Source organism: Heyndrickxia sp. NPDC080065 (assembly GCF_050281185.1).
In the GTDB taxonomy this organism is placed as follows: domain Bacteria; phylum Bacillota; class Bacilli; order Bacillales; family Bacillaceae_C; genus Heyndrickxia.
In genome coordinates this window covers 177,686-200,233 of the sequence record NZ_JBNNWS010000009.1, presented here as the reverse complement: position 1 = coordinate 200,233, position 22,548 = coordinate 177,686, and the positions used below count along the sequence as shown (strand labels likewise).

Genomic DNA, 22,548 nt, shown 5'->3' with positions numbered 1-22,548 from the left:
TTTTTTAAACTCTGAAGCTAATAAGAATTATTGGTCTAATTCCTTTGGATAGCCAATTGAATTAGTTGTTTCTTTATCAAAAATATGTATGTGATTGATCATTAGTCTTACATAGACCTCTTGACCAGGACCCCATTTCTTATTTTCACTCATCGCAATCAGTTCATTGCCCTCTAATTCAATATACACTCCATAGCTGCTTCCCTGGTTCTCAATATATTTCACAGTCCCTTTTAAGGTATTTTCTTGAGGAGAATTGAATATTTCAATATGCTCTGGTCGAATACCAAATACTAATTCTGTCGTATTATGCTTCTTAATCTGATTGATCCACATAGGATTTAATTGAAATATTTGTTTCCCGATCACAACTTTGCCATTTTGATAAATCATATCTACTATATTTGTAGGAGGTGAACCGATGAACTTAGCTGTAAAGATGTTTGCAGGACGATGATAGACATTTTCCGGTGTGTCCAGCATTTGTAAATGCCCTTGATTCATTAAGGCAATACGATCTCCAACGGTCATCGCTTCTATTTGATCATGTGTTACATAAACAATCGTTTGTTTATACATATCATGAATTTTGACTAATTCTTTCCGTGCGGATACTCTTAACTGTGCATCTAAGTTCGATAATGGTTCGTCAAGTAAGAAAAAATCGCATTTTTTTACGACAGCCCTTGCTAAAGCAACCCGTTGTCTTTGACCACCTGACAAATCTTTAGGTAATCGCTCTTCATAACCTTTGAGCTGAAGCATTTCTAATGCCGAACCCAATCTAGCCTTAATTTCTTCTTTCGGAACCTTTTGGACCTTTAATCCATATGTAATATTGTCTATAACATTCATATGTGGATATAATGCATAGTTTTGAAATACCATCGCTACATCTCTTTTTCCACTTGGTATATCATTCACTCTTCGACCATTCATATATAAGTCACCTGATGTAATGTCTTCAAGCCCTGCGATCATTCGCAAAGTGGTAGATTTTCCACATCCAGATGGACCTAAAAGAATCAAGCGTTCTCCCTCTTTTATAGTAAGATTTAACCCTTTTACAACTTGTGTTTTTCCATATGACTTCCAAACATTTTGAAATTTAATTTCCTTCATCCTAATCCTCCATTACTTAATTCCTGAAGAAGTAAACGTACCGATAATATACTTCTGGAAAATTAAATATAAAACTAAAGGGATGATCATGGTTATGACCGATACAGCCATTGCTACTGTAAAATTCGTTCCACCTTCAGAACTAATATACATTTGTAAAGCCAAAGGTAATGTATAATTTTCAGTATTTTTTAAAATGAGCACTGGCCATACATATTCGTTCCACGAACTAATAAAGAACCAGATCCCCGTTGAAGTAACCGCCGGCCTGACTAATGGAAGAACGATGTCTTTCATAATAAATGCGTGACTTATATTATCTAATCTAGCTACTTCAATTAATGAGAATGGAATTGATTTCATCGATTGCCTTATTAAGAAAATCCCGATCGCATCTGCCAGCTGAGGTAAAATAACTCCCCAAATATTGTCGGTTAATCCGATATTAGATATGGTCAAATAATTCGGGATCATCGTGACAGTAAATGGAATAAATATGGTACTAATCAAGATAAAATACAAAATATTTTTCCCTTTAAAATGAAAATATACGAAAGCATAGGCTGCTAAAAACGAAGTAATGACCTTAAAAATGGTCACAACGGACGCTAATATGAACGTATTCATCGTAATTTTCAAAGCTGGTAAACTATTAAAAAATGTTTTATAGTTTTCAAACGTAGGTTTTAAGGGAATGATATTTAAAACATTGTTGTATGCATCCTCTAACGATTTAAACGAAGTTCCTACCGCAAAGATAATCGGAAAAATAAGAACAAGAATCGTGATAATAAAAACAATATGCCAAGGTATCGATACTGAGCGTTTAATTTTCATAGTAGATACCTCTCTCAACGAACTTAAATTCAATAATCAATAACACTAAGAAAATCACCATAGTTATGATTGATAATGCTGCTGAGTGACCTGTTCTATATAATACAAATGCTTCGTGATAAGCATGATAGATCGCGTTTGAGCTTGCATAATTGGGACCTCCTTGTGTAATCACTTTAATCGGTGTAAAAACATATTGAAGTCCTTGTACAATGGTAATAATAAGTACATATATACCAGTTGCACTGCTCATCGGTAAAACGATATGAAAGAATATTTTCCATAATGGTACATTATCCAAACGTGCAGCTTCTATTATTTCACGGGAAACACCATTAATAGAGGCATAAAGGACAATAAAGTTATAACCGAATACTTTCCAAGACGTAATCAAACTTAATACCAGTATTACCCATCCATCTAATTTACTCCAAATGGGCATTTCAAATCCAAACCACCTTAAAATGATTGCAACCGGTCCTGACACTGGATTTAATATCCAAGTAAATAAGATCGATCCTACCACCAGTGAAATAAATGCGGGTAAAAACATTGCACTTTTATAAAAGCCTTTAAATCGTTTTAAAATTACATCGATAACAAATGCAAAAACATATGGAATCACGCAGTTTAATACTAATAACAAAGCAATATATACAAATGTATTTCCAAATATTTTTAATGTTTTTGGATCAGTTACAATATCAATGTAATTTTGAAAACCAACAAATTTTTTCGTAGTGCTGATCATATTCCATTCGAAAAAACTTAAATAAATTGTGTATATAAATGGCCAAAACATAAACAATGCAAATATAATAATAGAAGGAAATAATAATCCATAAGCTTTCCAATTATCTTTATTGATTCTTTTCTTTATTGCTACAGCATTCATATTTTTTCTACCCTCTCACCTTTCATGTAAGTTACACGGGGCATGTGACTTATAGGTCTGACCTCTCCAACCCAAAATAGAATCTATAATGAGATGGAGAGATCTGACAAGTCAACCTCATCAATACTCTTAAATTACTTCAAGATTTCGTTGATCGCTTTTTCAGTTGACTTTAACCCTTCCTCTACTGATACACTACCCCCTAGAATTTGATCTCGGGCATCTAATAATAATTGTTCCGCTTGTAAACCAGCGTCCCCAGGGAATGAGGTCCAAGGAACGATTCCGTCCATTTGTTCTATTGCTGCTTGCATCATTTCATTTTCTTCTAAATATTTTTTCAACCCGTTCTCTGCTTCTGCAACATCCTTACGTGGAGGTACATACCCTGTCCCTTCTGTCCATTTCGCCATTGATTCAACGCTATAAAGGTATTTCATGAATTCCCATGCTGCTTTTTGTTGATCTTGATCTTTGGCCGTGATTGCTAACATAGCTCCACCTGCAGGCAGTTTCACTTCCTTGCCTTCCCAAGCTGGTGATTTAATAGCAGCAACATCAAACTTGGCATTATTTTGAATATTTGACCGTTGAGCGATTGTTGTATAAGCCATGGCTACATTACCATCGATAAAACTTTGTACACCTTGATCCCAAGATAAATGAACAGCTGATTTATCTTTTAAAATCATATCAGCCCATAATTGGTAGGCTTTAATGCCCTCATTTGAAGCAAATGTTGCTTTATTATCCGTTATCATTTGAGCACCATTACTTTCTAGTAATGCTTGTGTAGCCCAGTTATCGGCAGGTTCTTGAAGATAAAAGCCATTTTTACCTGTTTTCTCTTTTATGATCTTAGAAAATTCTTTTACTTCTTCCCATGTTTTTGGACCATTTTCATTTAATCCTGCTTTTCTTAAAATATCTCTGTTTATGTAAAGTACTGGAGAACTTAATGAATAAGGAATACCTACTTGTTTACCATCCGAATTTACAGCTAAATCCATTACATTTTTGTTGAAATAATCTTTTAAAAATGTTTTATCTTCTGGAAAATTTTGATCAATTACTTCTTGTGGTGAGGTATAGCTAAAATTATTTGAAAAATAGTCTTTAAAAGCCCAGCCTACTTGCACCACTGCAGGTGCTTTTCCCGCTGCTGCTTCAGCTTGTAAATTCTGCATTAAGCCTTTATACATATCTGGATTAAATTTCGCTACGACTTTTGTCGTTTTACTTTGTGCATTAAATGCATCTACTAATTCATTAACTGTTTGTCCACCTTGAGTTTCCGCATTAACATGCCAGTACTCAATCACCGTTTTTTTGCCGTCTTTTGATCCAGAATCACTTGATGAACTTTTATCAGCATTACCACATGCCGCCAAAACAAATACCAATGTGAATACACTAAATAATCTCAAGAATAATTTCATATTTTTTCTCCTTCACAACATCATTTTTGGTTTGTTAGGTTAATAACTTCCTAGACTTACTTATCTTGCAAAAGAATCACCAGTAATAATGAAATGTAAAACTTAGGTCACCTCCATTACTTTTTACTAAACAATAAAAAGACCTCAAATAAAATGTATATTGGTATACATTAATTTTGAGGTCTCTCTGTTCGCACCGTTTATCTATTCACTTTACAGTTATAATATAGACGGTAATTATTAACTGCATATAAATTTTATGTAAATTTCTTATTTACAATTGCTATTTTCGTAAAGATTGTAGTTTTATCGTAAAAAGATAACCTCCAAATAAGCTTAGTTTCGGGGCATCTTTTCTAAATATAATTTATTATCTAACATGAAATGGTGGTTTTTATTAAGATTTTCTTTTCAAAATCAACATAGTTTTAGAAAAGAGCCTTTACAATTCATTTAGATTCATTTTCCACATTTCTGAGTTTGACGTTGAAATTGCAACAGCTCCATTATCTAGTGCTTCTTTCGCATGTTCAGGTGAGTTTAATAGCCCGCCTGTGATGATCGGTACTGGCAGCACCTGGGTTAATTTATATAAAAAATCTGGAGCTCGACACGGCATAATCTCAATGATATCCGAGTTAATTTGACCAGCATCCTTAACTAAATGAGTATAAACATCCGTATCAATTAAAAAGATTCGCTGAATAACCATAAGTCCGCTGGATTTTGCTTTTTTTATAATCCCATTCTTTGTCGTGACGATTGCATGTGGTTGAACATTTCTTTTTATAAATTCAATTCCATCGCGGTCCATTTGTAGACCACCAATTTTTTCAACATGCAATAGAACTGGAAGTCCTTCAGATTGAATGTAATCAACATATCTCTTTACTGTTAAAATAGTTCCCGTCATTAACAATACTGCGCTCAAATTTTCTTTATACTTAATCGCTCGCTCAATATACTTTGGATCCTTTATCGCTGCCACCATTTTATGCTTTTCTAATCGAGTTTGTATCAATTGTCCTACGTTGTGTTTTTCCATTTGATCATATTCCTCTCTTGGAGTTGAATCTTGGACACAAAAAAGATAAGTTTTTGTGTTGTTAAATTATTTAGATGTAAGCTGTTTAAAATCTTCATTATATTTTTTGCCTTCATTTTTGTTTCCCATATGGACACCACTCTTTTTTTCTATTTTAGCACTAAACTAAGTTGTGCCCATGGAACAAAATCGGAGAAAGTATATTGGATCTACTGAGTAAGAAACGATAAATTGGATTAAGAACAAAAGTTTTTTTGTTGGGTAAGCTCCATTGATAAGAAATTTTGAGTATTTGGAAAACATTGTGTTAAGAGGGTTAAAAAGAATCCTCTTGTAGATTTAAAATAAAATCTGATCATTTTTAAAATTGATTGATAATATTAATAAAGTTCGATAAAAAAATCATGTTTTAATTGCAAACAAAAAGAATCCACTTTGGAAAACTTTATCAAAATGGATTCTTCTCTTTTTTTAAGTAAATTAGATGTTATACCTTAGAATTATCTAATTTATCATCTATAAACAAGACCACCATCAGTTAACATAGCTTGACCAGTAATATAATCTGAGTCATCTGAAGCTAAGAAAGATACTAAATTAGCAACATCTTCAGGTGTTTGATATCTTTTAAGAGCAATTTCTGAAGAGAATTTTTCAAAAGCTTCCCCTGGTTTCAAATCATCGTTATATTTAACCATTTCTTCATCAATTCTATCCCACATTTTTGTTTTTGCAACACCAGGACAATATGCATTTACCGTTATTTTGTATTTAGCTAGCTCTTTAGCAGCTGAATGTGTGAAAGATTTCACAGCATGCTTAGTCGCAGAATATGTTCCAAGCATTTCATATGATTCATGGCCTGCTATGCTACATGCATTAATGATTTTTCCTTTTGTTTCTTGTTTAATGAATTGGTTAGCAGCTGCTTGAGTACCAAAAACTACACCATTTACATTAACTTTGAATAATCTGTCAAGCTGCTCTTCTGTAATTTCCAAAAATGGAGAAACTGCTTCGATACCCGCATTGTTTACAAAAACATCTAAACGACCAAATTTATCTACTGCTTCTTTAACTAAATTGAATTGGTCCTCTTGTTTAGATACATCTCCTTTAACACCGATAACATTAAAGTTTTTTTCTTTGAATTCGGAAACAGTGTTGTTAAGTAATGCTTCGTTTATATCATGTAGTACAACATTAAAACCATCCTTGCATAGTCTCTCTGCTATGCCTCTCCCTAGTCCGCCAGCAGAACCAGTAACTATAGCTACCTTGCTCATAATCATTCTCCTTTTGTGAAAAAATCTTTTTAAGTTTTAATCTATTTTGAAAGAAGAACAACAAAAAATAAATTTGTCCATTCTTAATCATAAAACAGATTATATTGAATATTACCTATTTTAGAATAACAAATTCTATATGTTTTCACAAAAATTCCGCTTACTTTTTTTAGAAAATTGTTCATTTTAGGTATAACTTTGAAGAACAATGAAAACTAAGTATTATCAATATATTGAAATATTCATTTTGAGTTGTTCACTAAAGAATGGGGAACCCATCAAAAGTAAATAATTGTTATCATCCCTCTTTTGACACGTTCTATTTTTGTCCCCCAAAAACCATCCTGCACTTTAAATTTTTTATGTTTTAGTCAATTTATCACAATTGTAAAGCTTATTTTAACATTGTTAAGACTATGTAAATTGTATTGTCCTATTAAAAAGCTCCTTCTATAATGAACTTGCATTATAAAATTGACACGTTCAAAAAAGGAGAAGATTGAATGAAAAAGCTGATATTGATCATGGTTGGAATCGTTTTAAGTATCGCTTTAGCAGCTTGTGGCAATGGTTCTGGAAATACTGGTGCAGGAGACAAAGCTGCGAAAGATAAATCTTTAGTTATCTATTCAAACTCAGTTTCTGATGGCCGTGGTGATTGGCTAACAAAAAAAGCCGCTGAAGCTGGTTTTAACATTAAAATGGTAGAAGCCGGCGGTGGAGATTTGCTAAACCGTTTGATTGCTGAAAAGAACAATCCTATAGCAGATGTGGTTTTTGGCTTAAATCAAATGAACTTCGAAACATTAAAAACAGATAATTTACTTGTTCCTTATCAGCCAAAATGGATTAATGAAATACCAAAGGCTTCCAGACAATCAGACAATTTCTATAATCCGCTTGTGGAACAAAGAATTATTATGATTTATAACAAAGATGTCTACACCCCGGAAACTGCTCCAAAAGACTGGACAGATTTAATTGAAAACAAAAATTTTGCAGGTAAATATAACGTTCCAACAAATTTAGGCGGTGCGACAAACCGTGCTGTTGTCTATGGGTTTCTGATGAGAAATTTAGATCCTAAAGGGGATTTAGGAGTATCTGATAAAGGATGGGAAATGATCAAATCTTTCTTTGATAACGGATATAAAACTCCAGAAGGAGAAGACAGTTTCAAAAACCTTGTATCAGGTAAGGTTCCAATTTCATTCACTTATTCTAGCGGTCTACCAGGATATGAAGAACAATATGGTTTCAAGGCAGGAATCGTTTCTCCTGAAATCGGCGTACCAACAACAGTTGAACAAGTTGGAATTATCAATAAAGGAAAAAAACAAGATACATCTGTTGCTAAGGAATTTGTTGATTGGTTTGGCAGTGCAGAAGTTCAGGGGGAATGGGCTAAACAATTTGGTACTTTACCTGTTAATGAGAAAGCATTTGAACAAGCTTCCGATCAAATGAAATCGATCTCTACAAACACTAAAGTCCAAAATATGGATTATACTTTCATTTCAAAACATATTGACGAATGGGTAGAAAAAATCGAATTAAATATCTTCAAATAAGGAATAAGCAACGATGCTTCCAAAGCAAATTCTTGTGGAGCTCTGCGTTTACCTACCTAAAGTTTATTCATTCTAAAAATATGAAAAACATAACCGCCTTGATTAACCAATGGGTTAGTCAAGGCAGGACTGATCAGAAAATGTCTGCTGCTTTCTAGTCATCCCTGCCTTGAAATGGGCAGCTTTTCTTACTTACCCCTATTGAATAACCTTATAGACCATCGATCCATAGTGGATTTGACGGTTTATAAATGAAGGAGGAAGTCATTTGATTCATTTTCAAGATATACAGGTAAAATTCGGTCATTTTGTTGCAATCCAAAATCTAAATTTAGATATAAAAGAAGGTGAATTTTTTACCTTCCTAGGACCATCCGGCTGTGGGAAAACAACTACATTAAGGACATTAGTAGGATTTATTACACCTTCTAAAGGAAAAATCATTGTAGATGGCAAGGATCTTACAAATACTCCAATTGAAAAAAGGCAAATTGGAATGGTCTTTCAAAGCTATGCCTTATTCCCAACTATGACCGTTTTTGAAAATATCGCCTTTGGATTAAAGTTAAAGAAGCAGAAAAAAGAAGAGATTAATAACCGAGTCGAAGAATTAGCAAGAGTTGTCGATTTATCAGATGAGCAGTTAATGAAAAATGTATCTGAACTATCGGGCGGTCAGCAGCAACGAGTAGCCATTGCGCGGGCATTGGCACTTGCTCCAAAAATTATTGTATTAGATGAACCATTATCAAACTTGGATGCAAAGTTACGAAAACAACTAAGAAAAGAACTAAAAAAATTGCAACTTGAACAAGGTATTACAACAGTCTATGTAACACATGACCAAGAAGAAGCCCTAACTATGTCAGACCGCATAGCCGTTTTTAATAATGGTGTTATTGAGCAGGTCGGCACACCGGAAGAAATCTACAATCATTCGAAAACAGAGTTTGTCTGTAATTTTATTGGAGACGCAAATGTAATGAGTCGAAAATTAATCGAAGAAATAGCGAAAAAAACGGATATGAAAGTAGATTTAACAAAAAAATATTATATTCGGACAGAGAAAATTAAAACGAAAGTGCTGGATACAGATATTCACTCTGTTGCACTAAAAGCAAAAGTTAAATCAAAAGAATATTATGGGACATATTCACAATATAAATATCAACTATCGGAATCTACTATTATGAATATAGAAAAAGAGGATGGCAAATTTCAATATGCTGAAGGTGACGAGGTAACATTATTTCTTAATCCAAAAGACATTCTGCAATATTAGGAGAAAAATCATGAATAAATATTTAAACACTCATGTTCATCATAAAATATACCTTTGGATTGTCGGAATCATCCTTACTTGGTTTATTGCAGCTTTTCTTATTCTTCCAAATGTAAATATCTTATATACGACATTTTTTGCTGGTGGTTCCTTTTCACTAGATCCATTTAATAAATTACTATCGTCTGAAAGAGCGATGAACAGTTTATTGAACAGCTTAATTTTAGGTATTACATTAGTTTTCACTGTAAACATTATCGGGATCTTCCTAGTATTAGTGACTGAGTATTTTGATATTAAAGGAGCTAAAATATTAAAACTCGGTTATTTTACAACGATGATTTACGGCGGACTTATCTTAGTTTCAGGCTATCAATTTATTTACGGGAATTCTGGATTTTTAACGGCTTTTTTAGTGAAAATCTTTCCTAGCATGGATCCAGATTGGTTTATCGGTTATCCCGCAGTTGTGTTTGTCATGACCTTTGCATGTACAACCAATCATATCATCTTTCTTTCGAATGCGATTAAAAGCATTGATTTTCAGACCATTGAAGCGGCAAAAAATATGGGGGCGACACCTTGGAAAATTCTTACAAAAATTGTTTTTCCTGTATTAAAGCCTGTCTTAACAACTGTATCAGTGTTGTTATTTGCAACAGGAATCGGGGCGATGTCTGCTCCGTTGATCGTAGGCGGTGAAAACTTTCAAACGATTAGCCCTATGATTCTAGCATTTGCAAAAAGTTTAAGTTCAAGAGATCTTGCAGCTTTATTAGCCATATTTTTAGGAATCACACAAATTATTTTACTTTATGTTGTTACAAGATCTGAAAAAAAAGGATTTTATATGTCTGTCTCAAAAGTAAAAACGAAAATCGTGAAACAAAAAATTGAAAATAAAGCTATCAACTTTATCGTTCACTTGTTTGCGTATGTCTTATTTGCTATCTATGTTCTGCCAATATTTGCTGTCATTCTCTTTTCATTTACCGATTCGTACAGTATTAATACTGGTACACTTTCATGGTCTCATTTTACTTTAGAGAACTACACGAAAATCTTAACAGACGAAACAGCCTATCAACCATTTGTGATCAGTATGATTTATTCGGGATTAGCGGCTATCCTTGTCGTAGCAGCTATGCTATTTATTGCCCGCTTAATCCATAAATACAATAATAAACTAACAACTGCTTTAGAATATTTATTCCATATCCCTTGGTTAATACCTGGTATCCTTATGGCTTTAGGTTTAATCATCACCTATGATAAACCGCTGCCTATTATGGGGAATATCGTTTTAACAGGTACATTAAGTTTGTTATTAATTGCTTATGTGATTGAAAAAATCCCATTTACGCTCCGAATTTTGAAGGCATCTTATTACTCATTTGATCATTCACTTGAGGATGCAGCAAAAAATTTAGGTGCCGGGCCGATCTATACATTTATGAGAGTTATCTTACCAATTATTTTACCGTCAACTTTAGCGATACTTGCTTTAAATTTTAATAGTTTATTAGCAGATTATGATTTAACTGTATTTTTATATCATCCACTTTACCAGCCGTTAGGTATTGTGATTCGAAATAACACTGACCCGGCTACTTCTATTAATGCGAAGGCAATGAATTTTGTATATTCAGTTATATTAATGGCGATATCTTCCATAGTCATTTACTTAGTATACGGTAGAGGAAGTAAAGTAAAAAATATTTTATAGAAGAGGTTTAATATGAAGATTATCAAAGAAAAACTAGAAAACAATCCATTTTTAATTGCTGTTCATAGAGGAAGCAGTATGGGAAATATTATAGAAAATACAACCCCTGCTTTTCATGCGGCAATCCAATCCAACGCAGACATATTAGAAATTGATATTATCCGCTCGACAGACGGAAAGTTTTATCTCTTCCATGATGGCAATGAAAAAAGGCTTTTAGGACAGAATAGGAATATTAAAACAATGGATTCAAACGAGATTGATTCACTCTACTATCGTAATAACATTGGTCATGTTGTTAATTTTAAAGTGGAGAAATTAGAAGATGTATTGACTACTTTTAAAGGAGACATTCTCATAAATTTAGATCGTTCTTGGGAATATTGGGAAACACTACTCCCTTTTCTCGATCAGTTTCATATGGAAGAGCAAATCCTTTTGAAATCGCCCGTTAATAAAAGCTATTTGGATCTTTTGGATATCCATCCAGTGAAGTTTGCGTATATTCCCATTATTAAAAAGCTGGAAGAAATAGAAATAGTGACAGCCTATAAACATATCAACCTAGTTGGGATGGAAATCATTGCTGAAGATAAGGAAAGTCCACTTTTCCAAGATGAAACGATTCAAATGATAAAAGAAGAAGAATTACTGATATGGATAAATGCCATAAGACTAGATGATGAGCATGTCCTATTTGCAGAATTTGATGATGATACCTCTATTATAAAAGGGCCGGAATATGGCTGGAAAAAGCTTCTTGAAAAAAGGGCTGATATGATCCAGACGGATTGGCCATGCCTATTAAATAACTACAGAGAAAAACTAAAGCTTACTTAATAATAGTAAGAATTTTAACATGAAGTATTCATATGGTAAGTTAAAAAAAATGGCTGCTGAAATTGAGAAATGGTTGATTGAAGAGACTGAGATTGTTAATGAGAAGTAGAGTTTTTATGAGTTTTACTTAAAAAAGAAGTATTTGATAAAATTGAGCTAACTTATCATTTTCGGGGAGTGGAGAGATGGTAACGATATTAGATATTGCTAAAGCTGCTGGTGTTTCACACGGAACGGTTTCAAATGTGTTGAATGGCAAAGGAAATGTCAGCTCTAAAAAAATGGAACTTGTTCTGAAAGCAGCTGAAGAATTAGGATACAATCTTAATACTAATGCTAAAGTTTTACGATCCGGTAAGAGCCAAACCATTATTATCATATTACCGACGTTTGCTTTAGAGGAATATGCTGCATTTTATGAAAGTGCATTAAAAGAAGCTGCTGCTAGAGATTACCAACTTAAAGTATATTGTACGTATGATAATCCAATCAAAGAATTGGAAATTATCAAAGAAATCATCAAAGAGAGACCTTCGGGCATTATAACTGTTTCCTCTTTAGATGATGCTAATGAATACTATAATCAACTTTCCATTGATAAAAGTGATATCATTTTTATTAATCGTCATCCAAGAAATGCTTTAGAGTTTATCTCGTTTGATTTCAAGCAGGCAGGCATTGACATTGCAGAATATATTAATCATTTTGATGTGAATACCATAGGTGTTTTTACAGATGAAAATAAATATGCCAATGAAAATGATTTTATTTCCGCTTTTTTAAGTCAAGTAAACCATAAAAATGTAGTCATTTCCCAGTCCAATATGGCACATGAGTATGAAAATGCCTTCCAATTCATTCAAAGTACATCGTTGGATTTTATCATTACTACAAACGTTTCAAAAGCTGTAAAGGTAATTAAGGCATTTCATTACGGGGCAACGAATCCTTTGCCAAAATTAATCTCTTTGGCTCCCTTCAACAATACGTATAGCAATGAAATACTCTTTTATTTTCAGGATTATGGACATATGGGTGAAAGTGTCATTAAAAAATTGATTCTTAGTCTTAATTTAAAGGAAAAAAGCCATTCAAGAAAATACAATAACATCGGATTCTTAGAAAAAAATTTACATGATCGAAAATATGATTCTCAGTTAAACATTTTAACGATTAAATCACCAACAACTGAAGCGTTAAAGAAAATCATTCCCCATTTTGAGAAGAACACAAATATACTCATTAACCTTGATATAAAAAAGGATTATGAAATATTTGATATTATTAAAGATGATGAAAAATGGAAAAGCTATGACATCATACGATTAGATTTAGTTGGACTTTCTTGGTATGGTCAGAAAATATATAAGAATTTACATGGCCTAAATAAAAGTTTAGACCGGATCTTAAATAATTTGCCTTATTTTTTAAAAGATTACTACGCAAATATCAATGATGTGACCTATGCACTGCCATTTGATATAAGTACTCAAATGCTCTTTTATCGAAAAGATCTTTTTGAAAATGACATAGTAAAACGAAAAAATTTTGAGAAGACGAAAACGGAATTAAAAATTCCACTAAATTTTAATTCGTATAATGAAATTCTCAAATTCTTTAATGAAAGTGATTTAGATTTATTAAAAAATATAAATGGTGCCTCGATGATCACTGGCAATTCAGGTACGATTGCCGCTGAATATTTACTTAGATATTATTCTCTTAAAGGCCAACTATTACATGATTCTGAAATAAAACTGATTCCAGACATTGCAAAAAATGCCATGAAATTATTACGTGATAATTACAGAAATTCAAAAATTATTGATTCTAATTGGTGGGGGGAAGAAGTAAAAATGTTTGCAGATGGAAAATCTGCAATGGTCATTGGATTTATGAATCACTTATCAATAGTATCACAAAGCAATATTAAAGATTCCATTGGTATCGCGAATGTGCCCGGAGATACGCCTTTACTGGGCGGAGGTATTTTAGGAATTACAAAAACTTCGGAAAATATAACCGAAAGTATAGAGTTTTTGAATTGGGTAAATAGCAGCGAAATCTCAGAACAAATCACTCTACTAGGCGGAAACACAGCCAGTTATTTTTTATCCAACAGTTTTGTTGTCCAAACAATGTATCCATGGTTAAACAAAGCAAAAAAAAACATTATGAACGGGAAACGGGAAACCACTTTTGAAAATGGACAAAGCATTGATTTAAAACAAGCTGAAGAAGTAATTGGTAAATATATATTACAATTAGTTGCAGAAGAACTGCCTGATTATGATCAATATGTAAAAAAAATAAATGAAGAACTTAGTATAAAACATGAGTATTTAGTAGCACAGCTTTAAGCAGGATCCGTCTTTTAACGGATCCTGCTTTTTTAAAAGAATTAAACAGGAACAGTTTCCTTTTCTACATTACGTGATTCATTCGATAAATCACTTTGATCCATCTGCAACGGTAAGTTTTCGCCTAGACCAAGCGCCCGAGCTGTTGAAGTATGAATTTCATTGAATAGCTCTGGATTTTCCGCTAGTAATACGCCGTAAGAAGGAATCATTTCTTTTATTTTCGGTTCCCACTCTTTTATATGTTGCGGGAAGCATTTTCTTATTACCTCAAGCATGACGTGAACAGCGGTAGAAGCACCTGGAGAAGCACCGAGTAATGCAGCAACCGATCCATCACCCGCAGTTACAACTTCCGTACCGAATTGAAGCGTTCCTTTGCCGCCTGTCTCAGTATCTTTAATAACTTGTACACGTTGGCCTGCTACCACGATATCCCAATCTTCGCTTTTAGCGTTCGGAACAAATTCTCGCAACTCTTCGATACGTTGTTCTTTTGATAACATAAGTTGTTGGATCAAGTATTTTGTTAATGGCATATTTTTTGCACCTGCCGCTAACATAGTAAAGACATTATTTGGTTTTACAGAACCTAATAAATCCATATTTGATCCAGTTTTTAAGAATTTTGGTGAGAAGCCAGCAAACGGTCCAAATAGTAATGATTTTTTGTTGTCGATATATCGTGTATCAAGATGCGGCACAGACATTGGAGGAGCACCAACTGCTGCTTTGCCGTATACCTTTGCATTATGCTGTTCTACAACTTCCGGATTATTACATACTAGGAATAATCCGCTTACAGGGAATCCTCCTATATGCTTACTTTCAGGAATACCAGTTTTTTGAAGTAAAGGTAAGCTTCCGCCACCGCCGCCGATAAAGACAAATTTTGCAGTATGGTATTCGATTTTACCGGTATCGATATTATGCACTTTCACTTCCCACAAGCCATCGCTAGTACGTTTAAGATTCTTAACACTATGCTTGTAGTTTATCTCGACGTTGTTACTCTTTAAGTGGTCAAACAACATGCGTGTTAAAGCACCAAAATTGACATCCGTTCCAGAGTCGATTTTTGTTGCCGCTATCGGTTCATTCGATGTACGGCCTTCCATGATAAGCGGAATCCATTCCTTCAATCTTTCAGGGTCATCGGAAAATTCCATCCCTTGAAACAGATGATTGTTTGACAGTGCTTCAAAACGTTTTTTCAAAAACGTTATATTTTTCTCCCCTTGTACTAAACTCATATGAGGCAATGGCATGATAAAGTCCTGCGGATTATTTAATAGATGGTTATTTACAAGATAAGACCAAAACTGTCTTGAAACCTGAAACTGTTCATTGATTTTTATAGCTTTGCTAATATCTACGGATCCGTCCGGTTTTTCGACGGTGTAGTTAAGCTCGCACAGTGCGGAGTGACCCGTTCCCGCATTATTCCATTCGTTAGAACTTTCCTCTCCTGCATTGTCGAGCTTCTCAAACACTGTAATTTTCCAGTCCGGTACTAATTCTTTCAAGAGTGTTCCCAAAGTCGCACTCATGACTCCGGCACCAATTAAGATAACGTCTGTTTTAGTTTGTCTGTTACTCATTTTTACCATATCCTTATACCCTAAGATTTGCAGAAATGATGTAGACGCTCCATCTTAGGCTTCACAGCAAGCCAGGGTACGACCAGTCACACACCTTTTCTGTATCAATTATACTCTATTATAGTGTAACACTATTATTGATAGATTAAAATATATTCGAATAAGTAACTACTTACTTTAATCAAAAAAATTAAATCTTTCTTTTCTATATTTATTTCTTAATAAGTAATGATTTCATTTGATTTATTAAACCAATCAGCATACGTTAATTTTATCATTTTAACGTTCCATTTTCTTTGGTAGATGTTTCAGAATAACGTCATATTCGCTAACTTTGGGAATATCCGCCGTTTTTATTAGCATTACTCATACATATTTCTATTTTTGACAATGACAATTCAGCGGGTATAAAATTATATTTTACAATTGGTAAAATAAAACATACCTAAAGTACTATAAAATTACATAATCTTTACATATCCTTAACCATAACTTAAGAAGTAACACCCAATTCCTTAATACAATAAAAGGGAGCTTATTATAAGTAACAATAAATGAGGGGTCTGAGGAAAAACATGAACGAACATATCATAGCCTTTATTTTAGGAATCGTAGAAGGATTAACTGAATTTTTACCGGTATCATCAACTGGTCACATGATTTTAGTTGGTAGCTTGTTAGGGTTTGAGGGTGAAAAGGCCAATACTTTTGAAGTAATCATACAACTTGGTTCGATGCTAGCTATTTTAGTATTATATTGGAAAAGATACCTTTCTCTATTAAATTTCAGTTCAATTGGCAAACCAGAAAAGAAATTAGACGCTATTCACATCATATTAGGAGTCATACCTGCTGCAATAGTTGGATTATTGCTACACGACTTCATTAAAAACCAACTTTTCTCACCTAAGGTTGTCGTATTCAGCCTTATAGCAGGTGCAATATTAATGATATTTGCAGAAAAAAAACACGGAAATTTCACTTCTAACACAGTTGATGAATTAAGTTATAAGCAAGCTTTTACCATTGGACTATTTCAATGCTTAGCAGTAATCCCTGGTTTTTCCCGTTCTGGATCTACAATATCCGGGGGATTACTAGTTGGTGCAAATCACAAAACAGCAGCAGAATTCTCCTTTTTGGTTGCCCTCCCTATTATGGTAGGTGCAACAGGCTTGGATTTTATTAAAAGTTTACATTTTTTACATACAAGCGACATTCCTTTGTTCGCTATCGGTTTTATTACTGCATTTGTTGTAGCCATGTTAGTAGTGGTATTGTTCCTTAAAATACTAGAAAAGGTTGGTTTAAGCGTTTTTGCCTATTACCGAATTGCATTGGCTGCCTTATTCACTATCTTTGTTATACTTTAATAATGGCGATTTTATGATTTTATTGAAGTCTACAAAGTGTACAAATCTATGAAGAAACCGCAAAAATCGTATAATTTAAGCCTGAATCTAAAGGATTCAGGCTTGTTTTATATCCAGGACCGATTTAAGGATCTTATGATATTGTTCAATTTACTTTATAATGATTTTGTAAAATTTCTAGCTAACTATTACTTTAAAAGTTATAGTTTTTCAGAACCTGAAATATCTTCTTCAATCCTGCTCATGAACTCTTCTGCTGCGCTGTATCCTTGCTGCCTTAAATACCAGTTATTCGCTGCTGCCTCAATTAACCCCGCTACATCGCGTCCAGGCTGGAGCTGGATTTCGATAGATGGAACCTTCACACCCATATATTCTATATATTGAGGTTCCTGATCCAATTCATTATTCAAATCATCTTTCTGCCATTTGGTCAAATGAATATCAAGAGCAATTCGTGTTTCCTCTTGAAAAGCCTTACGACCGTATAAGCGAACCACATTCAACAGCCCAATACTGCGCAGAGCCAAGAATTCCTTAGTTTTCTCATCATGAGTACCTAGAATCGTTTGTGGACTCAGCTTTTTTAAGACAACGACATCATCCGCAACCAACCGGTGTCCCCGGCGAATTAATGTATGCGCAGTCTCACTTTTCCCTACCCCAGAGTTACCGCGAAGTAAGATCCCAATGCCAGACACATTAACACAAACTCCATGCTCAGTCATTTCTGGTGCTAATTCCTTCACCAAATACGCATCCAGTTTTGTTATAAATTCTGAAGTTGTCTCAGGCTGATTGGTTAGTAGCAGGGGAATCCCCTGTTCATTACAATGATGTTTTAAATAGGTAAGTCCTTCTTCTCCTGCAGTAACAATAAAACATGGAGGATGATATTGAACAATATTTCCAATTCGGAATTTACGTTCTTCGTGGCTCAATTTATGTAAGTAGGTAATTTCCTTTTTCCCTAAAATTTGAACTCGTTCAGTTGGAAAAAAATCAAAATGACCGACAAATTCTAATCCCGGACGATGGACCCTTGATTGCGTTATCATTTTCTGCAGTTGGCTTTCACCAGCCACAACTTTCAATGAAAACTTCCGAACTAAGTTTTCGACTGTTATTTTCTTCACCTTTTTCTCCCCGCCCTACTAGCCTTTTGTTATTTGAATTATACTGAATAATTTTAAAATAGTCATCTTCTTGCTTTTTAGAATAAAGCTGACGAAATAATTAAATCACTTCAGATGCTCATTTAAAACATTCTCTTCTAAGACCGTAAATTTATCACCATATACTTTGGTAATATGTTTTTCTCCCCAGGCACATAGCGAATCTAAGATATCCTTCAAACTCCAGCCATACTCACTGAGTTCATACTCTACTTTTGGAGGAACTTGATTATAGATAATTCGATTTATGACTCCATCTTCCTCTAATTCACGTAATTGCTGTGTTAACATCTTTTGAGTAATGTCCGGCATAAGGCGTTTCAATTCACTTGTACGTTTTTTGCTGTGTGTTAGATGGCATAGTATCACGCATTTCCACTTGCCTCCAATTACTTCCAGGGTAGCTTCGACGGATATATTGTATTTCTTTTGCTTCATCAACTAACTCCTCCTAAATTGATAGGCACTAAAAAGTACCTACATTACTTTAAGGTTCCTATATTACTTTAAAGTGCGTACTTCTCAATTATTACGATATATTCCATAATAACATTCGTCGGCTGAAATGGATGTATTAATTCTTTTGTATAGTTACCTTTATACAGGTTCATTTATACAATTTCACAATATTAAGGAGGGATAAAATGACTATCGATAAAAAACGAAGCACATTTGCACTTCTGGCTCTCGCAATAAGTGCATTCGCCATAGGAACTACAGAATTTATCAGTGTAGGGTTATTACCGCTAATAGCTGAGGATTTAAAAGTACCTGTTACAACAGCTGGCCTCACTGTTTCCCTATACGCTTTAGGAGTTACATTTGGGGCACCTGTATTAACATCGCTTACTTCCAGTATATCACGCAAGTCTTTATTACTATGGATAATGATCATTTTTATTGTCGGCAATAGTATAGCAGCAAGTGCTGCAAGTATCGGTGTATTACTTGCCGCTCGTGTGATTTCTGCCTTTTCACATGGTGTCTTTATGTCTATTGGCTCAACTATCGCAGCTGATTTAGTACCTGAAAACCGAAGGGCCAGTGCCATATCCATCATGTTTTCTGGCCTAACGGTAGCGACGGTTACAGGTGTACCATTTGGAACGTTCATTGGACAGCATTTTGGTTGGAGAATGGCGTTCATCCTCATTGTAGCAGTCGGGGTTATTGCTCTAATTGCAAACAGCGTCCTCGTATCATCTGACTTACGAAAAGGAACTCGCACATCGATTCACGATCAGCTTAAGTTATTGAAAAATGGACGTTTATTACTTTTATTTATTATTACTGCCTTAGGATATGGAGGAACATTTGTAGTTTTCACTTATTTATCACCAATCCTGCAGGATATAACTGGATTTAAAGAAGGAACTGTGGCTGTGATTCTGCTCGTATATGGAATCGCAATTGCAATTGGGAACATGATAGGCGGAAAGTTATCAAATCAAAATCCCATGAGAGCATTATTTTATATGTTCATTGCTCAAGCAATTGTTCTTTTTATCTTCATGTATACAGCACCATTTAAACTTGTTGGTCTCATTACAGTTTTCTTTATGGGTCTTCTAGCCTTTATGAATGTCCCAGGATTACAAGTATATGTGGTCATGTTAGCAGAGCGGTTTGTACCGACTTCGGTTGATGTAGCTTCCGCTATGAATATTGCTGCTTTTAACATAGGCATCGCTTTTGGATCCTACATGGGAGGAGTTATTACAGATTCAGTCGGAATGATTCATACCACTTGGATAGGATCACTCATGGTTTTAGCAGCCGTCCTGTTAACAGGTTGGATTCGGATCATTGAAAAAAGAGACCACAAAGCTGTTAGTATTCTTGGCCAAAAGTGCTCTTAATTGTTTAAATTTCAATGGACGGTTCTTATATTCTTATGTATTCTACGAAAATAGATAAGAGAGAACCGTCCCCATTTTACGGAGGGATATATTATGATAAAAAACTTACAAGATTCAACCATACTTAATAATGGAGTTAAAATGCCTTGGTTTGGGATTGGGGTATTTAAAGTTGAGGAAGGTCCTGAATTAGTTAATGCTGTTAAATTTGCCATTAAACATGGATATCGGAGTATTGATACAGCCACCATTTACGGAAATGAAGAAAGCGTTGGCCAAGCCATCCTTGCTGGTATGGAGGAAACAGGAATTTCTAGAGAAGATCTTTTTGTTACTTCAAAAGTATGGAATGCTGACTTAGGCTACGAATCTACCATCGCCGCATATGAAACAAGTCTAAAGAAACTGGGTCTTGATTACTTAGATCTATATCTGATTCACTGGCCGGTAGAAGGCAAATATAAAGAAGCATGGCGTGCTTTAGAAACTCTTTATAAAGAAGGAAAAGTAAAAGCGATTGGAGTAAGCAACTTTCAAATCCACCATCTAGAAGATTTAATGAATGATGCAGAAATCAAACCGATGGTCAATCAAGTAGAATATCATCCACGATTAACTCAAAAGAAACTGCTGGAATTTTGTCAAGAACAAGGAATTCAGCTGGGGGCTTGGTCGCCATTAATGCAAGGGCAGCTATTGGATAACCCAGAATTGCTGGAAATTGCAAATAAGTATAACAAATCGATTGCACAAATTATTCTACGATGGGATTTGCAAAACGGCGTAGTAACCATACCAAAGTCCACGAAGGAACATCGAATTGTTGAAAACTCGGCAGTATTTGATTTCGAATTATCGAAAGAAGACATGGAACGAATTAATCGGCTTAATCAAGACCATCGAGTAGGACCTGATCCCGATAACTTTGACTTCTAAATAATAGTATATATAGTAATAAAAAGGCGCTTGCAACAACAATCTGGCAGCGTCTTTTTGTTATTTTAAAAATGTTGACCTCATTTACTTATGATACAGTTCTCTGGAAAAACCTCGATACTTAACACCCATTACTTACAGTATGTTGCTATTCTATCCTTGATACATCTGCCCTTACCATATGGGATACAAAGTGGAGTTCCAAATAAAGGATCACTTGTAACTTCACACTCCATATCAAACACATCTTTTACTAGACTGCAATTAATCACATGCTCAGGTTTTCCTTGCGCGTAAATCTGCTGATTCTTAATGGCTACAATGTTATGTGCATATCTGCATGCCAAATTGAGATCATGAAGAACCATTACAATTGTTCTTTTTTCCTTTTCATTCAGTTCAAAGAGTAAGTCAAGAATTTCAATTTGATGTGTCATATCTAAATAAGTGGTAGGTTCATCTAGTAAAATAATATCTGTATCTTGAGCCAATGTCATAGCAATCCATGCTCGCTGTCTTTGTCCACCTGAAAGTGAATCAACGGTTCTTTCCTTTAAATGTTCTAAACCGGTAGCTTTTAAAGCAGAATTAACTTTTATCTCATCTTTTTCCGACCATTGTTTTAACCATGATTGATGTGGGTACCTTCCTTGCTTAACAAGTTGGAGTACAGTCAACCCTTCTGGTACAGTTGGAGATTGAGGAAGAATGGACATTTTTTTAGCAACTTCTTTTGTGGAAAGCTTAGCAATATCATTTCCTTCAAGGAAAATACAACCGGATTTAGGCTTTAGGAGACGGGCAATTGAACGAAGCAAGGTAGATTTTCCGCAGCCATTTCCCCCAAGAAAAACGGTTACTTCTCCTTTAGGAATTTCTAAATTTAACTCTTTAATAATGAGTGACTCCCCATATGAAAGTGAAAGATTATTTGTTTGAATTGCATTCATCCTCTTGTCATCTCCCTCATGGTTATACATAAACATTTCATTTGAATGGTATTAATGGTAAAAAAGCGGAGTTTAGACTTATGTTTATTTTATAGATATAATATTTTTAGTTTAAATGCAAATGATAATGATTGTCAATATCATCGATAATCATTATCATCAATGAGATTTTATTTGTTCACAATTCCGGTGAAAATAATTCTCAATTAATCATTGACTTATATTTATTTCATATTTTACAATTACAATGC

The 22,548-nt window shown here is 34.2% G+C and carries 18 protein-coding genes; 8 read left to right on the top strand and 10 right to left on the bottom strand.

Features of this window, described 5'->3' with window-relative positions:
* Positions 1-27 precede the first annotated feature (27 nt).
* The 6 genes from ACQKP0_RS12935 to ACQKP0_RS12910 all read right to left on the bottom strand — a co-directional run bounded on the left by ACQKP0_RS12935 (position 28) and on the right by ACQKP0_RS12910 (position 6,624).
* Positions 28-1,122 carry an ABC transporter ATP-binding protein gene (locus ACQKP0_RS12935; RefSeq protein ID WP_427406263.1) on the bottom strand — a complete coding sequence of 365 codons (1,095 nt, stop codon included), beginning with the start codon at positions 1,120-1,122 and terminating at the stop codon, positions 28-30.
* A 12-nt stretch (positions 1,123-1,134) separates the two neighbouring features.
* Positions 1,135-1,959: a carbohydrate ABC transporter permease gene (locus ACQKP0_RS12930; protein WP_427406262.1), complete on the bottom strand. Its 825-nt coding sequence runs from the start codon at positions 1,957-1,959 to the stop codon at positions 1,135-1,137.
* Entirely contained in the window at positions 1,949-2,854 is a 906-nt protein-coding gene (locus ACQKP0_RS12925) for a carbohydrate ABC transporter permease (protein WP_427406261.1), read from the bottom strand. The genes ACQKP0_RS12930 and ACQKP0_RS12925 overlap by 11 nt, the downstream gene beginning before the upstream one ends.
* A gap of 134 nt (positions 2,855-2,988) precedes the next feature.
* Positions 2,989-4,293 carry an ABC transporter substrate-binding protein gene (locus tag ACQKP0_RS12920; RefSeq protein WP_427406260.1) on the bottom strand — a complete coding sequence of 435 codons (1,305 nt, stop codon included), beginning with the start codon at positions 4,291-4,293 and terminating at the stop codon, positions 2,989-2,991.
* A gap of 442 nt (positions 4,294-4,735) precedes the next feature.
* Positions 4,736-5,338, bottom strand: a complete 603-nt coding sequence (locus ACQKP0_RS12915; protein WP_427406259.1) for a glycerol-3-phosphate responsive antiterminator — start codon at positions 5,336-5,338, stop codon at positions 4,736-4,738.
* Positions 5,339-5,850: 512 nt separating this feature from the next.
* Positions 5,851-6,624: an acetoin reductase gene (locus tag ACQKP0_RS12910; RefSeq protein WP_427406258.1), complete on the bottom strand. Its 774-nt coding sequence runs from the start codon at positions 6,622-6,624 to the stop codon at positions 5,851-5,853.
* Positions 6,625-7,127: 503 nt separating this feature from the next.
* Between ACQKP0_RS12910 and ACQKP0_RS12905 the strand changes: the two genes are divergently transcribed.
* From ACQKP0_RS12905 to ACQKP0_RS12885, 5 genes are all read left to right on the top strand, one after another.
* Entirely contained in the window at positions 7,128-8,195 is a 1,068-nt protein-coding gene (locus ACQKP0_RS12905; RefSeq protein WP_427406257.1) for an extracellular solute-binding protein, read from the top strand.
* Positions 8,196-8,463: 268 nt separating this feature from the next.
* Complete coding sequence (locus ACQKP0_RS12900) at positions 8,464-9,477, top strand: ABC transporter ATP-binding protein (protein WP_427406256.1); 1,014 nt, start codon at positions 8,464-8,466, stop codon at positions 9,475-9,477.
* 10 nt (positions 9,478-9,487) lie between these two features.
* Complete coding sequence (locus tag ACQKP0_RS12895) at positions 9,488-11,203, top strand: ABC transporter permease (protein ID WP_427406255.1); 1,716 nt, start codon at positions 9,488-9,490, stop codon at positions 11,201-11,203.
* Between the two features lie 12 nt (positions 11,204-11,215).
* Positions 11,216-12,043 carry a glycerophosphodiester phosphodiesterase family protein gene (locus ACQKP0_RS12890; RefSeq protein WP_427406254.1) on the top strand — a complete coding sequence of 276 codons (828 nt, stop codon included), beginning with the start codon at positions 11,216-11,218 and terminating at the stop codon, positions 12,041-12,043.
* A 185-nt stretch (positions 12,044-12,228) separates the two neighbouring features.
* On the top strand, positions 12,229-14,403 hold the full coding sequence (locus ACQKP0_RS12885) for an extracellular solute-binding protein (protein WP_427406253.1): 2,175 nt from the start codon (positions 12,229-12,231) through the stop codon (positions 14,401-14,403).
* A gap of 41 nt (positions 14,404-14,444) precedes the next feature.
* On the opposite strand, the gene ACQKP0_RS12880 is transcribed toward ACQKP0_RS12885, so the two are convergent.
* On the bottom strand, positions 14,445-16,004 hold the full coding sequence (locus tag ACQKP0_RS12880) for a malate:quinone oxidoreductase (protein WP_427406252.1): 1,560 nt from the start codon (positions 16,002-16,004) through the stop codon (positions 14,445-14,447).
* A 575-nt stretch (positions 16,005-16,579) separates the two neighbouring features.
* On the opposite strand from ACQKP0_RS12880, the gene bacA reads away from it, so the two are divergent.
* Entirely contained in the window at positions 16,580-17,377 is a 798-nt protein-coding gene (gene bacA / locus ACQKP0_RS12875) for an undecaprenyl-diphosphate phosphatase (RefSeq protein WP_427406251.1), read from the top strand.
* A gap of 200 nt (positions 17,378-17,577) precedes the next feature.
* Here the strand turns inward: bacA and hprK are convergent, their stop codons facing one another.
* Both hprK and ACQKP0_RS12865 read right to left on the bottom strand, forming a co-directional pair.
* Positions 17,578-18,513: an HPr(Ser) kinase/phosphatase gene (gene hprK, locus ACQKP0_RS12870; protein WP_427406250.1), complete on the bottom strand. Its 936-nt coding sequence runs from the start codon at positions 18,511-18,513 to the stop codon at positions 17,578-17,580.
* 105 nt (positions 18,514-18,618) lie between these two features.
* Positions 18,619-18,990: a winged helix-turn-helix transcriptional regulator gene (locus ACQKP0_RS12865; RefSeq protein WP_427406306.1), complete on the bottom strand. Its 372-nt coding sequence runs from the start codon at positions 18,988-18,990 to the stop codon at positions 18,619-18,621.
* Positions 18,991-19,196: 206 nt separating this feature from the next.
* Here ACQKP0_RS12865 and ACQKP0_RS12860 point away from each other — a divergent pair, with 206 nt between their 5' ends.
* Both ACQKP0_RS12860 and ACQKP0_RS12855 read left to right on the top strand, forming a co-directional pair.
* Positions 19,197-20,411 carry an MFS transporter gene (locus ACQKP0_RS12860; RefSeq protein ID WP_427406249.1) on the top strand — a complete coding sequence of 405 codons (1,215 nt, stop codon included), beginning with the start codon at positions 19,197-19,199 and terminating at the stop codon, positions 20,409-20,411.
* A gap of 93 nt (positions 20,412-20,504) precedes the next feature.
* Entirely contained in the window at positions 20,505-21,347 is an 843-nt protein-coding gene (locus ACQKP0_RS12855) for an aldo/keto reductase (protein ID WP_427406248.1), read from the top strand.
* A 131-nt stretch (positions 21,348-21,478) separates the two neighbouring features.
* On the opposite strand, the gene ACQKP0_RS12850 is transcribed toward ACQKP0_RS12855, so the two are convergent.
* On the bottom strand, positions 21,479-22,297 hold the full coding sequence (locus tag ACQKP0_RS12850; protein ID WP_427406247.1) for an ABC transporter ATP-binding protein: 819 nt from the start codon (positions 22,295-22,297) through the stop codon (positions 21,479-21,481).
* Positions 22,298-22,548 lie beyond the last annotated feature (251 nt).

Bases quoted from the DNA above. Each gene is read 5' to 3' on its own strand.
- ACQKP0_RS12935 (WP_427406263.1), bottom strand. From the start codon at position 1,122: ATGAAGGAAATTAAATTTCAAAATGTTTGGAAGTCATATGGAAAAACA.
- ACQKP0_RS12930 (WP_427406262.1), bottom strand. From the start codon at position 1,959: ATGAAAATTAAACGCTCAGTATCGATACCTTGGCATATTGTTTTTATT.
- ACQKP0_RS12925 (WP_427406261.1), bottom strand. From the start codon at position 2,854: ATGAATGCTGTAGCAATAAAGAAAAGAATCAATAAAGATAATTGGAAA.
- ACQKP0_RS12920 (WP_427406260.1), bottom strand. From the start codon at position 4,293: ATGAAATTATTCTTGAGATTATTTAGTGTATTCACATTGGTATTTGTT.
- ACQKP0_RS12915 (WP_427406259.1), bottom strand. From the start codon at position 5,338: ATGGAAAAACACAACGTAGGACAATTGATACAAACTCGATTAGAAAAG.
- ACQKP0_RS12910 (WP_427406258.1), bottom strand. From the start codon at position 6,624: ATGAGCAAGGTAGCTATAGTTACTGGTTCTGCTGGCGGACTAGGGAGA.
- ACQKP0_RS12905 (WP_427406257.1), top strand. From the start codon at position 7,128: ATGAAAAAGCTGATATTGATCATGGTTGGAATCGTTTTAAGTATCGCT.
- ACQKP0_RS12895 (WP_427406255.1), top strand. From the start codon at position 9,488: ATGAATAAATATTTAAACACTCATGTTCATCATAAAATATACCTTTGG.
- ACQKP0_RS12890 (WP_427406254.1), top strand. From the start codon at position 11,216: ATGAAGATTATCAAAGAAAAACTAGAAAACAATCCATTTTTAATTGCT.
- ACQKP0_RS12885 (WP_427406253.1), top strand. From the start codon at position 12,229: ATGGTAACGATATTAGATATTGCTAAAGCTGCTGGTGTTTCACACGGA.
- ACQKP0_RS12880 (WP_427406252.1), bottom strand. From the start codon at position 16,004: ATGAGTAACAGACAAACTAAAACAGACGTTATCTTAATTGGTGCCGGA.
- bacA (WP_427406251.1), top strand. From the start codon at position 16,580: ATGAACGAACATATCATAGCCTTTATTTTAGGAATCGTAGAAGGATTA.
- ACQKP0_RS12865 (WP_427406306.1), bottom strand. From the start codon at position 18,990: ATGAAGCAAAAGAAATACAATATATCCGTCGAAGCTACCCTGGAAGTA.
- ACQKP0_RS12860 (WP_427406249.1), top strand. From the start codon at position 19,197: ATGACTATCGATAAAAAACGAAGCACATTTGCACTTCTGGCTCTCGCA.
- ACQKP0_RS12855 (WP_427406248.1), top strand. From the start codon at position 20,505: ATGATAAAAAACTTACAAGATTCAACCATACTTAATAATGGAGTTAAA.
- ACQKP0_RS12850 (WP_427406247.1), bottom strand. From the start codon at position 22,297: ATGAATGCAATTCAAACAAATAATCTTTCACTTTCATATGGGGAGTCA.